Source organism: Mycobacterium innocens (genome assembly GCF_900566055.1).
In the GTDB taxonomy this organism is placed as follows: domain Bacteria; phylum Actinomycetota; class Actinomycetes; order Mycobacteriales; family Mycobacteriaceae; genus Mycobacterium; species Mycobacterium innocens.
This window is the reverse complement of record NZ_UPHQ01000251.1, coordinates 1-14,039: the sequence shown is the minus strand read 5'-3', so window position 1 is coordinate 14,039 and position 14,039 is coordinate 1. Positions and strand designations below refer to the sequence as shown.

The following is a 14,039-nucleotide window of genomic DNA, read 5'->3' as shown; positions in this document are numbered from 1 at the left end:
TCAGCGGGGTGACCATTAGCTGCTCTTGCACCACCGCAGTACCTGAAGCTATGGTTCGAAAGAGCGATATCGGACAGTTGTCCATCCAAGTGGATTATCCTCTCAGCCAGCGAAACAGCCAACGAATCAGGTGGGAGCGGTAGATGGCCTTGTTGGCCGACGGAGTCAGTGCGTTGTTCGTCGACGGGAAGCTGTCCGACGGTGGTGCGGGCACCTTCCCCACGGTCAATCCGGCCACCGAGGAAGTGTTGGGCGTCGCCGCCGATGCGGACGCGCAGGACATGGGACGCGCGATCGAAGCGGCGCGCCGTGCCTTCGACGACACCGACTGGTCGCGCAACACCGAATTGCGGGTGCGGTGTGTGCGTCAGCTGCGCGACGCAATGCGCGCACACATAGACGAATTACGAGAACTGACCATTTCCGAAGTCGGTGCGCCGCGGATGCTCACCGCCGCGGCTCAGTTGGAAGGTCCGGTCGACGACCTGGCGTTCGCGGCCGACACCGCCGAGTCCTATTCCTGGGAACAGGATCTCGGCCGGGCGGCACCGATGGGGATCCCGACCCGGCGCACCCTGGCGCGCGAAGCCGTGGGCGTCGTCGGTGCGATCACCCCGTGGAACTTCCCGCACCAAATCAACCTGGCCAAGCTGGGGCCGGCGCTGGCCGCCGGGAACACCGTCGTGCTCAAGCCCGCACCGGACACACCGTGGTGCGCGGCCGTGCTCGGCGAACTCATCGCCAACCACACCGACTTTCCGGCCGGTGTCGTCAACATCGTCACCTCCAGCGATCATGGTCTGGGTGCGCTGCTGGCCAAAGATCCTCGGGTGGACATGATTTCGTTCACCGGTTCCACCGCGACCGGGCGCAGCGTGATGGCCGACGCCGCCGCCACCGTCAAGAAGGTGTTCTTGGAGCTCGGCGGAAAGTCGGCGTTCGTGGTGCTCGACGACGCGGATTTGACCGGGGCATGCTCGGTTTCGGCGTTCACCGCCGCCGTGCACGCGGGCCAGGGCTGCGCGATCACCACCCGACTGGTGGTGCCGCGGACCCGCTACGACGAAGCTGTCGGCATCGCGGCGCGAACCATGTCGTCGATCAGGCCGGGCGACCCCAATGAGCCCGGAACCGTCTGCGGGCCCTTGATTTCGGCGCGTCAGCGGGATCGGGTGCAGGCCTATCTGGACTTGGCGATCGCCGAAGGCGGCACGTTCGCCTGCGGCGGGGGACGGCCGGCGGGCCGGGACGTCGGATACTTCATCGAGCCGACGGTCATTGCGGGCCTGACCAATGAGGCCCGGCCCGCACGGGAGGAGATCTTCGGGCCGGTGCTGACGGTGATCGCCCACGACGGGGACGACGACGCCGTCCGTATCGCCAACGACTCGCCCTACGGCTTGTCGGGCACGGTGTACAGCGCCGATCCCCAGCGGGCCGCCGGGATCGCCGCGCGGCTGCGGGTCGGCACCGTCAACGTCAACGGCGGCGTGTGGTATTCCGCGGACGCGCCGTTCGGCGGCTACAAGCAGTCCGGCAACGGCCGCGAGATGGGGCTGCTCGGTTTCGAGGAGTACCTGGAAGCCAAACTCATTGCGACAGCTGCGAATTAGAGGAGACGGTGTGGGGCAATTCGAGAACAAGGTGGCTATAGTCACCGGGGCTGCTCAGGGTATCGGCCAGGCCTACGCCGAGGCCCTGGCCCGCGAAGGCGCCTCCGTGGTCGTCGCCGACATCAACGCCGCGACTGCGCAGGCAGTCGCCAAGCAGATCGTCGCCGACGGTGGCACGGCGATCCAGGTGCCGGTTGACGTTTCCGACGAGGAATCGGCCAGGGCCATGGCCCAGCGCACCGTCAGCGAATTCGGCGGCATCGACTATCTGGTGAACAACGCCGCGATCTACGGCGGCATGAAGCTCGACCTGCTGCTGACCGTGCCGTGGGACTACTACCGGAAGTTCATGAGCGTCAACCACGACGGTGCGTTGGTGTGCACCCGGGCGGTGTACAAGCACATGGCCAACAGGGGTGGCGGCGCGATCGTCAACCAGTCGTCCACCGCGGCATGGCTGTACTCGAACTTCTACGGCCTGGCCAAAGTTGGGGTCACCGGGCTCACCCAGCAGCTCTCCCGTGAGCTGGGCGGAATGAAGATCCGGATCAACGCGATCGCACCCGGGCCCATCGACACCGAAGCCACCAGGACCGTGGCGCCCGGCGAGCTGGTCAAGGACATGGTCAAACAGATTCCGCTGTCCAGAATGGGGACACCCGAGGACCTGGTGGGCATGTGCCTGTTCCTGCTCAGCGACCAGGCCTCATGGATCACCGGGCAGATCTTCAATGTCGATGGCGGACAGGTTATCCGATCATGACCGCGATACCCCGACTCGGCTACATCGGCCTAGGCAACCAGGGTGCGCCGATGGCCAAGCGCTACCTCGACTGGCCGGGCGGCCTGACCGTCTTTGATGTGCGGGCCGAAGCCATGGCGCCGTTCGTCGAGGGCGGCGCCGCCGCGGCGGCGAGCCTCGCCGAGGTTGCCGACGCCGACATCATCAGTGTCACGGTGCTCGACGACGCTCAGGTGCGCAGTGTGATCGTCGGTGCCAACGGGCTGGCCGCACATGCCAAGCCGGGCACCGTCATTGCGATTCACTCCACCATCAGCGACACCACCGCCGTCGAGCTGGCGCGACAGCTCGAGCCGCAGGGCGTCTACGTTGTGGACGCTCCGGTCAGCGGCGGTCCGGGGGCAGCAGCCGAAGGCAAATTGGCCACCATGGTGGGCGCCGACGACGAGACCTTCCAGCGGATCAAGGAGCCGTTCCGGCGGTGGGCGTCGCTGGTGATCCACGCCGGCGGGCCCGGGGCGGGAACACGGATGAAGCTGGCGCGCAACATGCTGACGTTCGTGTCCTACGCGGCGGCTGCCGAGGCGGAAAAGTTGGCCGAGGCAAGCGGTTTGAGCCTGCGGGCGCTCGCCAGGGTGGTGCGCCACAGTGATGCCCTCACCGGTGGCCCTGCAGCGATCATGTTCCGGGAGACCACGGCGCCGATGAAACCCGATGACCCGTTGCGTCCGCTGCTGGAGCACACCCGTGCGCTCGGGGAGAAGGACCTGGGTTTGGCATTGGCGTTGGGGGAGTCGCTATCGGTCGAATTGCCGTTGGCCAAGCTAGCGTTGGAGCGGTTGGCCGCCGGCCTCGGGGTACCGCACCCCGACCTAGCTGAGGAGACGTGATGAACGAGCTGCGCCGCAAGGGCCTGGACAAGATGAACGAGGTCTACGGATGGGAGATGCCCAACATCGAGGGCGACGCATACTTCGACCTCACCGTCGATCACCTGTTCGGCACCATCTGGAATCGACCGGGGTTGTCGATGCGTGACAAGCGCATCATGACGTTGACCGCGGTGACCGCCGTCGGAAATCGCGACCTCGCCGAGATCCAGATCAACGCCGCGCTGCTCAACGGCGAACTCGACGAGACGGAACTGAAGGAGATGGCCGTCTTCCTCACCCACTATCTCGGGTTTCCGCTGGGCTCTGCGCTCAATGGCGCGGTCGAAACCGTTGTGGCAAAGCGCAAAAAGGCCGCGGCGAAGGGCGCCGGCGAAGACAAGGAGGCCAACGTCGACGCCGCGTTGAAGATGCACTCGGGTAAGGCCGTTGAGTAAGCCGTAGGCGCTCGAACCCCGGCACTAAATCCCTTGTGTCACTTCAGCTTCAGTAGTCACTACGGGGCGTTTCTTGTCGGTGGCCCTTCGTAAGATTTCAGGCATGGGTTCGAGCACGCGTGAACAGATCGTCGGGGTGTTCAACGCGCTCGATGACGACGTGGAACGCTTGTGCGAGTTGTCCTTTGACGTACTCACCACCCCGGAACGGTTGCGGGTCTTGGAGCGGCTGGAGCACCTGGCGCGCCGGTTGCGGACGCCTCAGCACACGCTGATCAACCAACTCGACCTGCAGGCCAGCGAAGAAGAACTGGGTGGCAAGCTGCGTTCGGCACTGGCCGACAGGTTGCGCATCACCAAGGCCGACGCCGGCCGACGCATCGACGAGGCAGCTGATCTCGGGGAACGCCGCGCGTTGACCGGAGAGCCGTTGGCGCCGCAGCTGAGCGCCACCGCGGCCGCCCAACGCCAGGGGCTCGTCGGTGACGGGCATGTGCGGGTGATCCGCAGCTTCTTCGCGCACCTGCCTGCCGAGGTGGACCTGTCTACCCGGGAAGCCGCCGAAGCTGACCTGGCCCGCAAGGCCAGCGAGTACCGCCCCGACGAATTGGCCAAGTACGCCCAGCGAATCATCGACTGGATCAACCCCGACGGGGAATTCCGCGACCAGGAGCGCGCCCGTAAGCGCGGCATCATGCTGGGCAAGCAGGAATTCGACGGGATGTCGCGGATCAGCGGCATGCTGACCTCGGAGTTGCGCGCCGCCGTTGAGGCCGTGTTGGCCAAGCTGGCCGCCCCGGGGGCGTGCAACCCCGACGACGAAACACCGGTCATCGACAGCACACCCGATGAGGATGCGGTGCGCCGTGACAACCGCAGCCCGGCTCAGCGGAACCATGACGGCTTCCTTGCCGGACTGCGGGGGCTCTTGGCGTCGGGGGAGTTGGGGCAGCACAACGGGTTACCCGTGTCGATCGTGGTGACCACCACCCTCAAAGACCTCGAGGCCGCAGCCGGGAAGGGTCTGACGGGTGGGGGCACCTTGGTGCCCATGTCGGATGTGATCCGCTGGGCCGGCCACGCTCACCACTATTTGGCTATATTCGATCGCGGCAAAGCCCTGGCGCTGTATCACACCAAGCGCATCGCGTCCCCCGCGCAGCGAATCATGCTCTACGGCAAGGATCGCGGGTGCACGAAGCCGGGATGCGATGCCCCCGCGTACCACAGCCAAGTTCACCATGTCCAAGGCTGGAAGGTCACCCACCGCACCGACATCGACCAGCTGACCCTGGCCTGCGGGCCCGCCAACAGACTTGTCGAACAAGGTGGATTCACCACCCGCAAGAATGCCAACGGCGATACCGAGTGGATCCCGCCACCGCACCTGGACCACGGACAACCGAGAACGAATAGCTTTCATCACCCGGAGAAGCTCCTAACGCCGGACGACGATGAGGAAGCCGATTGACCCGCCAATCCGAGCTGTGCAGCATCCGGCGTGGCGTGCTGCCTCTTGGGCCCAACCCGACCCCGGCTACTCTGACGTCTCGTGCGCGTCCTGGTAATCGGCTCCGGTGCCCGTGAACATGCCCTGCTGTTGGCGCTGGCCAGAGATCCGCAGGTTACGCACCTCATCGTGGCTCCCGGCAACGCCGGTACCGCCCGCCTGGCCGAACAGCACGATGTCGACATCACCTCCGGCGAGGACGTCGTCGCCCTGGCGCGGCGGGTCCAAGCCGACTTGGTGGTCATCGGTCCCGAGCTGCCGCTGGTGCTCGGGGTGGCCGACGCCGTGCGCGCCGCCGGCATCGTCTGCTTCGGTCCCGGGAAGGACGCCGCCCGCATCGAAGGTTCCAAGGCATTCGCCAAGGATGTGATGGCCGCGGCCGGCGTGCGCACGGCCGCCAGTCAAACTGTGGACAACCCGGCCCATTTGGACGTCGCGCTGGATCGGTTCGGGCCGCCCGCAGGCGACCCGGCCTGGGTGGTCAAAGATGACCATCTGGCCGCCGGCAAGGGTGTGGTGGTCACGGCGGACCGCGATGTCGCTCGCGCTCATGCGGCGGGACTGCTCGAGGCCGGGCATCCGGTGCTGCTGGAGTCTTATCTCGACGGCCCGGAGGTGTCGCTGTTCTGTGTGGTCGACGGCGAGACCGTGGTGCCGCTGCTGCCCGCGCAGGACTTCAAGCGGGTGGGCGAGGGCGACACCGGGCCCAACACCGGTGGTATGGGCGCGTACGCGCCGCTACCGTGGCTGCCCGACGAGGTCTACCGGGAGATAATCGGTCAGATCGTAGAACCCGTTGCGGCTGAACTCGTTCGGCGTGGCAGCCCGTTCTGCGGCTTGCTGTATGCCGGTCTGGCGATCACCCCGAAGGGTCCCGCGGTGGTCGAATTCAACTGTCGTTTCGGCGATCCCGAAACTCAGGCGGTGCTGGCGCTGCTGGAGTCGCCCCTGGGGCAGTTGCTGTACGCGGCGGGCACCGGAAAATTGGCGGAGTTCGGCGAATTGCGCTGGCGAGACGGTGCCGCCGTGGCGGTGGTGCTGGCGGCCGAAAACTATCCCGGGCGTCCCCGGGTGGGCGACGTCGTCGTCGGCTCCGAAGCCGAAGGGGTGCTGCACGCCGGGACGATCCGGTGCGAGGACGGCACCGTCGTGTCATCCGGAGGCAGGGTGCTGTCGGTGGTGGGCACCGGCGCGGACCTGTCAGCGGCGCGAGCGCACGCATACGACATCCTCGGTTCAATTCGGTTAGCCGGCAGCCATTTCCGCAACGATATCGGCTTGCGTGCCGCAGAGCGAAAGATCAGCGTTTAGCTACCGGGACCGACACCGCCGGCGTCGTTGACCAGTTCGAAGTACGTCTGGCCCGGTTGTGATCTCAACACGGGGAGGCGTTTTCCGCTACCCCCGGTGTTGCGGACAGAAGGCGGTGATCGCCGCGTTGACGCCGGCGGCAGCCTGTGCGGGCGAGATTCCGGTGTTGTTCACGGTCGCGGCGGCGGCATCATCGGGGCTTGCCCCGTTTTGCAGGTCGGTGCACACGCCACGGCCAGTGGCGGCGGCAGTCCCGGGGTCGGTGACGATGACACCCGGAATCTGTGATACGAGACCGAGGAAGGTCTGTTCGGGGTCGGGTGTCGGTTGCCGCGGGACCGGTGCCGGGCGTCGGGGCGCCGGCGCGGCCGCAGCGGATGCCGGGGGCGGAATGTCCCTGCGCGATGGCACCGTTGGCGGCTGCGCCGCTGTGGGTGGCGGCACGTACTGCGCCACCTGCCGAGGCGGCGGCACCGCCGGTGGTGGCGGGTGCTCCGCCGGCTGGCGAGGCGACGCCACAGTCGGCGATGCGGCCAGCGGGCCCGGTGTCGAGTCGGTGTCGAACGGGTAGCCACTGGCGCCGACGGCCGTGACCGCGATAACCGTTGATGCTGCGGCGAAGAGCCGCCACCGACTACGTCGTTGCCGGGTGCCGGCCTCAGCCACGGCCGAGACCGCCGCGCTGTTGAGTGGCCTGCTCGCTACGGGTCTCGGCATGGTCGAAGCCGACGCTATCGGATGTTCGACGCGACGGGCTGCGTGTGCGAACGCGTCGGCGAAATCAGTGCAGCAGGCGAAGCGATCGGCGGGGTCCTTTGCGAGAGCTACGGCAAGCACCGGGTCGATGGCCGCGAGCAGCGGGTAAATCTGCGCTAGGGCCGGAGGCGGGGTGGTCAGGTGGCGGCTGATCACAACCGCCGGGTTGGTGTGCGGGAACAGTGGCGATCCGGTCAGCAGATGGTAGGCGGTGGCCGCTAGCGCGTACTGATCGGCGCGTCCGTCAATCGGTTCGCCCGTTAGCTGTTCGGGCGCCGCATAGGGAAACGTGCCGATGGTCATGTTCGTCGCGGTCAGACCACTCGTCTCGCCGATGCTCCGAGCTATTCCGAAGTCGCCCAAGAGAATCCGCTGATCGCCGCCGTCCGGCTCGGCGAGCAGGATATTCGCGGGGCTGACATCGCGGTGCATGACATTGTGGTGCTGATGCGCGTAGTCGAGTGCGCTTGCGATCGCTGCGATTATCGTGGCTACCTGATCTGCCGGCATTCCGGCCGGGAAGCGGTTCCGCAACAGGCTCGCCGCGTCGGTCCCGTCCACAAAGTCCATCGAGATCCATAGCTTCCCGTCGAACTCGCCTCGGTCGTTGACCCGCACGATGTTCGGATGCCACAACGCGGACGCCACGTCCGCCTCTCTGATGAATCGCCGGCGATAGTCGTCGTCAGCGGATACCTCACTGCCCAATATCTTGAGCGCTTCGCGGCGCGGCAGCCGTGGGTGCTGGGCAAGGTAGACCTCGCCCATTCCCCCGGCGCCCAGCAAACTTACAATCGTGTATCCGGCAAAGATCTCACCGGCTTCCAACCCGATGCCCGGGCCTTGATGACTTAACCCAATCATCGCACCGTCCATTACCGGAATGCCGAGTACGTTCTCAGCGCAGTTTGCGATTAGCTGGGGTTGATATTACCCAGCAATTTACCTTTAGGCCACCCCGGGTTTTCTTTGAGTTTACCTACAGTTCATCTTCGGGTATAGAAGAACGCCGGAGATCGGCACCCCGGTGCAGATCACGGGTCAGAACGCCACAGCCTGACCGTCGCGGCGCGGGTCACTGGCCGCGACATATCCGTCATCGAGACGCCAGATCGCCTGGCAGCTGCCGAACTGGTTGTAGTCGTCCACCGTGACCAGCTCATGCCCGCGCCCGCGCAAGTCGTCGAGTGTTGCCGGCGGAAAGCCGTTTTCGCAACAGACCTGCAGTCCCTGCACCCACCGGAATCGTGGACCGTCACACGCTGTCTGGGGGTTCTGACCGTAGTCGGCGATGCGGACCAGCACCTGCACGTGGCCCTGTGGTTGCATCTGGCCACCCATCACGCCGAAACTCAGCACCGGAGCGCCGTCCTTGGTCACGAACCCCGGGATGATGGTGTGGAAGGGCCGCTTGCCGGGTCCGACCTGGTTCGGATGACCTTGCGTCGCAACGAAACCCGAGCCGCGATTCTGCAGCGAAATTCCGGTTCCCGGCACCACCACGCCGGACCCGAAGCCCAGGTAGTTCGACTGGATCATCGACACCATCATCCCGGAGGCATCTGCCGCGGTGAGATACACGGTTCCGCCCCTTGGGCTTCCAGCCGATGCCGGGTTGGCGTGTTTGGGGTCGATCAGCGCGGCGCGCCGCCGCAAGTAATCCTCGTCGAGCAGGTGCTCCGGAAGCAGCGGCATGTGGTCGATATCGGCGACGTAGGTCTGCGCGTCGGCCAATGCGAGCTTGAGCGCCTCGATCTGCAGATGCACGCTGTCCGCGGAATCGACTGGCAGCGAGGCCATGTGGAACTGCTCGAGGATCCCGAGCGCGATCAGGGCGACGATGCCCTGGCCGTTGGGCGGTAGCTCGTGAATGGTGTAGCCGCGGTATGTTCCAGTGATGGTGCCCACCCAGTCGCTGCGATGGGCGGCCAGGTCGCCGACTCGCATCGCAGCGCCGTTGGCTCTGGCGTGCGCTTCGAGCTTTTCGGCCAGCTCTCCCCGGTAGAACGCCTCACCATGGCTGGCGGCGATCTTCTCCAGGGTGTCCGCGTGGTCTGGAAACGTGAACAGCTCGCCGGGTTTCGGCGCGCGGCCACCGGGCAGGAACGCCTCGGCGAACCCGGGCTGCGACGCTAACAGGGGTACTTGGGCCTCCCATTGCGCAGCCACGGTCGGTGACACCGGAAAGCCCTTGCGGCCGTGGGAGATAGCCGGCTCAAAAAGCCGTTCGAACGGCAGGCTACCGAATTCGCCGTGCAGCTCGGTCCAGGCCGACACGGCGCCCGGTACCGTCACCGAATTCCAACCGAGCGCGGGGACGCCGTTGCCGCCGAAGTATTCCGGCGTCCACGCCGCGGGTGAGCGGCCGGAGGCATTCAACCCGTGTAACCGCGTCCGGTCCCACACGACGGCGAACGCATCGGAGCCGATGCCATTGGACACCGGTTCCACCAGGGTCAGGGTGATGGCGGTGGCGATAGCCGCGTCGACCGCGTTCCCCCCTTCGGCGAGCATCCGCAGGCCGGCCTGGGCGGCAAGCGGCTGTGAGGTGGCGACGACGTTTTGGCCCAGGATCGGCATTCGCGGCCAGGCGTAGGGAAAACTCCAGCCGAACGGCGCAACAGACGGGTGCACCGGGCGATCCTCGCACGCCCGGCGGTCACGCCGTCAGCAGCGGCGCCATCCAGGTCAGCTCGGCGGGCAGCTGCGAGCTCCAAAACCCGCCGTTGTGCCCGCCGGGGGAGAAGCCGCCCGCGGGCGGGTTCGGCAGTTGAGCGATGAACTGCTTGGTCGCCGCATAAAAGGGATCGCTGTCGCCGCAATCCACCCGGATCGGAATGGAACTCAGCGCGGGCATGCCGAACACCGAGTTCGCCGCAAAGTCGTCGGCTCCGTCGAACGCGCCCGGTGCGGCCGCGCCGGCCGACAGCCACAGCGCCGGGCTCACCGCGCAGATCGCCGCGGTCCGGGCCGGTCCGAGTCGGCCGCCGAGCAGCAACGCCCCGTAGCCGCCCATCGACCAGCCCAGAAACGCCACCCGCGAGGTATCCAGGTTCTGGGTGTCCAGCAGCGGGATGAGCTCACTGAGCACCATGGCCCCGGAATCCTCGCCGGAAGCCCGTTTATGCCAGTAGCTGCCGCCCCCGTCGACTGCGACCACAGCAAACGGCGGTAGCCCGGCGTCGACGGCCTGCGCCAGGCCCTGTTCGACGCCGCCGGCCATCACGGTGGCCGCGTCGCTGCCCTTGCCGTGCAGCGCGATCACCGGCCGCAGCGGCTTGGTTTGGCCCGGCGGACGTGCGATCGCCCAATTCGTCGATATGCCCCCGCGCGCCGCCGACACGAACGAGCCGGTCGTCATCGTCGGCGCGGCCTGAGCCGGCGGCGGTGGATCGAGCGGCCGTATCGGCGCCAACAGAACGTTTGTGCCAATCGCCGGCGCCGGTGTGGCATGCGAAGTCCGTGGCTGGAACAGCATGTCGAGTGCGAATACGCCGCCTGCGCCAAGCGTCGCACTGGCGCCAAGGCCGAGCACGGCGCGGCGACTTAAGTCCGGCATGCGGGTCATCATGCCATGGCCGTTTAGCGAAAATGGCAATGCAGTACCAATTTCACTGGCAGCATGGGTGGGCGTGACGGCAGCAGTTACTCCAAAAGGAGAACGTCGGCGGTATGCGTTGGTAAGCGCCGCCGCCGAGCTGCTTGGCGAGGGTGGATTCGAAGCAGTGCGTCACCGAGCCGTCGCCCGGCGCGCCGGACTGCCGTTGGCCTCTACCACCTATTACTTTTCGTCCCTTGACGATCTGATCGCCCGTGCGGTCGAACACATCGGGATGATCGAGGTGGCGCAGTTACGGGCCCGGGTCAACGCGCTGCCACGGCGGCGCCGGGGACCCGAGACCACCGGTGAAGTGCTCGTCGACCTCCTTGTGGGGGATGTGGACGGCCCGGGGCTCGCCGAACAGCTGATATCGCGATACGAGCGGCATATCGCCTGTACCCGCCTGCCCGCGTTGCGGGAAAGCATGCGCCGCAACCTACGCCAGCGTGCCGAGGCGGTTGCCGAGGCCATCGAGCGATCCGGCCGGTCCGTGCGCATCGAACTGGTGTGCACCCTGATCTGCGCGGTCGACGGTTCGGTGGTCTCCGCGCTGGTCGAAGGGCGCGACGCGCGCGGCGCCGCGCTGGCGACCGTGGTCGATCTCATCGAGGTGCTTGCGCCGGTCGATCAACGGCCGATCCGGGTGTAGCGCTGCGGGCAACGTCGGCGTGACGATGTAGCCGGTCGCGAAGTCTCCGTAGACGGTGATGTCGGACGGGCGGCGTTCGGCGTACAGGGCGACGTATGCGCAGACGACGGCGTCGATCGGGTCTTCGGCGCGGCGCAGTTCGCACTTGCGCCCGGCGGCCTGCACCTGCCGGCGCAACGAGAGCCAGTCGCCATGACCGGTCACCCGCAGCGGCGTTCGGGTGTTTTCGAGTCCCTCGATGTCGTACATCAACTGCAGCAGTTCCGATTTGAGCTGCTCGACACCGCGGCCGGGCTTGGTCTTGTACTTCAGTGTGCGGGACAGCCGGAACAGCGCCACCGTCGCCGCATGCGGGTAGACCTCGATGGCCCGTCTGGGGCCCGCCGAGAACGGATCCATATCCAGGCCTAGCGCGCCGGCCAGCCGCGCCGCGCGCGGGCCGTCGGCGAACTCGGGTTTTCCGGTATTCACCGGATGCGCACCAGCCTCGAATGCGCGGAAGTCGCGGTTGAGTGCGGTCTCGGCCGGCCGTTGACCGGACGGGTTGGTCACCACCAGCGGCGCGTCGAACGCGACCCGGCAGGGGCCGGCCGTGTACGGCCACAACGCCGCCAGCACCGAGGAGTCGTCGCGGCCAGCGCAGATGTGCACCAGGGCACCGTCGGCGTCGAGTACTGCGACACCGGTCGGGTTGGCAGTGGCCCAGGCCAGATCGACGCCGGCGAAGTACATTCGCCAAGGGTACGGCCGACGGGAGTCCGCGCGATCTACCCGCGTCCGCCACAGTGCTCCTTCCGGGATGGGTGTGCGTGGTGCCCACTTAATGGGTTCTGATCGGCGCGACAACTCCCTTGGTTGCAGACCGTAAGCTGTGTCTTCGTGGGCATTCCGAACGTGCTGGCCTCCCGGTACGCCAGCGCCGAGATGGTCGCGATCTGGTCGCCGCAAGCCAAGGTGGTCGCCGAGCGGCGGCTATGGCTGGCGGTGCTGCGGGCACAAGCCGAACTGGAAGTGGAGGTTTCGCAGGAGGCGATCGCCGACTACGAGCGGGTGCTCGACGACGTGGACCTGGACTCGATCGCGGCCCGGGAGCGGGTGCTGCGCCACGACGTCAAGGCCCGCATCGAGGAATTCAATGACCGCGCCGGTCACCAGCACGTGCACAAGGGGATGACCAGCCGTGATCTGACCGAGAACGTCGAGCAGCTGCAGATCCGGCAATCGCTGGAGCTGGTTTTCTCCCACGGCGTGGCGGTGGTGGCCCGGCTGGCCGAACGGGCGGTGGCCTACCGCGACCTGGTGATGACCGGGCGCAGCCACAACGTCGCCGCCCAGGCCACCACCTTGGGCAAGCGGTTCGCCTCGGCGGCGCAGGAAACGCTGATCGCGTTGACCAGGCTGCGAGAACTGATCGACCGCTACCCGCTGCGCGGCATCAAGGGCCCGATGGGCACCGCGCAGGACATGCTCGACCTGCTGGGCGGCGGGAAAGAAGGCGCGGCCAAGCTGGCCCGACTGGAACGCCGCATCGCTGACTTCTTAGGTTTCTCAACCGTTTTGACCAGCGTCGGGCAGGTGTATCCGCGCTCGCTGGACCATGACGTGGTGTCCGCGCTGGTGCAGCTCGGTGCCGGACCGTCGTCGCTGGCCCACACCATCCGGCTGATGGCCGGGCACGAGCTGGTCACCGAGGGTTTCGCGGCGGGGCAGGTCGGCTCGTCGGCGATGCCGCACAAGATGAACACCCGCAGCTGCGAACGGGTCAACGGGTTGCAGGTGGTGCTGCGCGGATACGCCTCGATGGCCGCCGAACTGGCCGGAGCGCAGTGGAACGAGGGCGACGTCTTCTGTTCGGTGGTACGCCGAGTTGCCTTGCCGGACAGCTTCTTTGCCATCGACGGACAGATCGAGACATTTCTGACGGTGCTCGACGAATTCGGCGCCTACCCGCGGGTGCTCCAGCGGGAGCTGGATCGCTACCTGCCGTTTTTGGCCACCACCAAGGTATTGATCGCGGCGGTGCGCGCGGGTATGGGCCGCGAGAGCGCGCACCACGTGATCCGCGAGCACGCGGTGGCCACCGCACTGGCCATGCGCGAGGGCGCCGAGCCCGACCTGCTGGACCGGTTGGCCGCCGATCCGCGGCTGCCGCTGGACCGCGCGGCGCTAGACGCCGCCCTGGCCGACCGCAAGGCGTTCACCGGAGCCGCCGCCGACCAGGTCGACGAGGTGGTCGCGATGGTAGACAAACTGGTAGGCCGCTACCCGGAAGCCGCTAAGTACACACCAGGAGCAATCCTATGACTCTCGCGGGCGCGCTCTCGAGCATCCGGCGTGCCTCACCTACTTTGAGCGCGTGGCCGGCGGTGGTGCCTCAGCTATTTTGAGCGCGTAGCGCGGAAGGCTTGCCCGATGTGGAGGGGCAAGATCGATATGGCTGCAAGGCGGCAGGTAACCAACAAACTGCGAGGTCAGTACCGCAAGGCGTCGAAGGCGGACAAGGGCGAGATTCTGGATCGGGTGGTGGCTA

Annotated in this window: 11 protein-coding genes and 1 pseudogene; 8 read left to right on the top strand and 4 right to left on the bottom strand. The window is 66.8% G+C overall.

What is annotated here, in order from left to right:
• Positions 1-143 precede the first annotated feature (143 nt).
• The 6 genes from EET03_RS23990 to purD all read left to right on the top strand — a co-directional run bounded on the left by EET03_RS23990 (position 144) and on the right by purD (position 6,503).
• Positions 144-1,613: an aldehyde dehydrogenase gene (locus EET03_RS23990; RefSeq protein WP_075543726.1), complete on the top strand. Its 1,470-nt coding sequence runs from the start codon at positions 144-146 to the stop codon at positions 1,611-1,613.
• Positions 1,614-1,623: 10 nt separating this feature from the next.
• Complete coding sequence (locus EET03_RS23985; RefSeq protein ID WP_075543725.1) at positions 1,624-2,376, top strand: SDR family oxidoreductase; 753 nt, start codon at positions 1,624-1,626, stop codon at positions 2,374-2,376.
• Positions 2,373-3,245, top strand: a complete 873-nt coding sequence (locus EET03_RS23980) for an NAD(P)-dependent oxidoreductase (RefSeq protein ID WP_075543724.1) — start codon at positions 2,373-2,375, stop codon at positions 3,243-3,245. The genes EET03_RS23985 and EET03_RS23980 overlap by 4 nt, the downstream gene beginning before the upstream one ends.
• Positions 3,245-3,682: a carboxymuconolactone decarboxylase family protein gene (locus tag EET03_RS23975; protein ID WP_075543723.1), complete on the top strand. Its 438-nt coding sequence runs from the start codon at positions 3,245-3,247 to the stop codon at positions 3,680-3,682. Before EET03_RS23980 ends, EET03_RS23975 begins: the two co-directional genes overlap by 1 nt.
• 103 nt (positions 3,683-3,785) lie before the next feature.
• Positions 3,786-5,153: an HNH endonuclease signature motif containing protein gene (locus EET03_RS23970; protein ID WP_075543722.1), complete on the top strand. Its 1,368-nt coding sequence runs from the start codon at positions 3,786-3,788 to the stop codon at positions 5,151-5,153.
• 81 nt (positions 5,154-5,234) lie between these two features.
• On the top strand, positions 5,235-6,503 hold the full coding sequence (gene purD, locus EET03_RS23965) for a phosphoribosylamine--glycine ligase (protein ID WP_075543721.1): 1,269 nt from the start codon (positions 5,235-5,237) through the stop codon (positions 6,501-6,503).
• 87 nt (positions 6,504-6,590) lie between these two features.
• Here the strand turns inward: purD and EET03_RS23960 are convergent, their stop codons facing one another.
• The 3 genes from EET03_RS23960 to EET03_RS23950 form a co-directional block, all read right to left on the bottom strand.
• Positions 6,591-8,123, bottom strand: a complete 1,533-nt coding sequence (locus EET03_RS23960; protein WP_208649129.1) for a serine/threonine-protein kinase — start codon at positions 8,121-8,123, stop codon at positions 6,591-6,593.
• A 177-nt stretch (positions 8,124-8,300) separates the two neighbouring features.
• The gene (locus EET03_RS23955; RefSeq protein WP_075543719.1) at positions 8,301-9,839 is read right to left on the bottom strand and encodes a gamma-glutamyltransferase family protein; all 1,539 of its coding nucleotides are present in this window, start codon (positions 9,837-9,839) and stop codon (positions 8,301-8,303) included.
• Positions 9,840-9,918: 79 nt separating this feature from the next.
• Entirely contained in the window at positions 9,919-10,830 is a 912-nt protein-coding gene (locus EET03_RS23950) for an alpha/beta hydrolase-fold protein (RefSeq protein ID WP_075543718.1), read from the bottom strand.
• A 55-nt stretch (positions 10,831-10,885) separates the two neighbouring features.
• On the opposite strand from EET03_RS23950, the gene EET03_RS23945 reads away from it, so the two are divergent.
• Complete coding sequence (locus EET03_RS23945) at positions 10,886-11,509, top strand: TetR/AcrR family transcriptional regulator (protein ID WP_099187747.1); 624 nt, start codon at positions 10,886-10,888, stop codon at positions 11,507-11,509.
• Positions 11,510-11,512: 3 nt separating this feature from the next.
• Here the strand turns inward: EET03_RS23945 and EET03_RS23940 are convergent.
• A pseudogene (locus EET03_RS23940) lies at positions 11,513-12,241 on the bottom strand (DUF429 domain-containing protein); the annotation flags it as partial.
• 147 nt (positions 12,242-12,388) lie between these two features.
• Here EET03_RS23940 and purB point away from each other — a divergent pair.
• Positions 12,389-13,813 carry an adenylosuccinate lyase gene (gene purB / locus EET03_RS23935; protein ID WP_075543717.1) on the top strand — a complete coding sequence of 475 codons (1,425 nt, stop codon included), beginning with the start codon at positions 12,389-12,391 and terminating at the stop codon, positions 13,811-13,813.
• Positions 13,814-14,039: the final 226 nt, after the last annotated feature.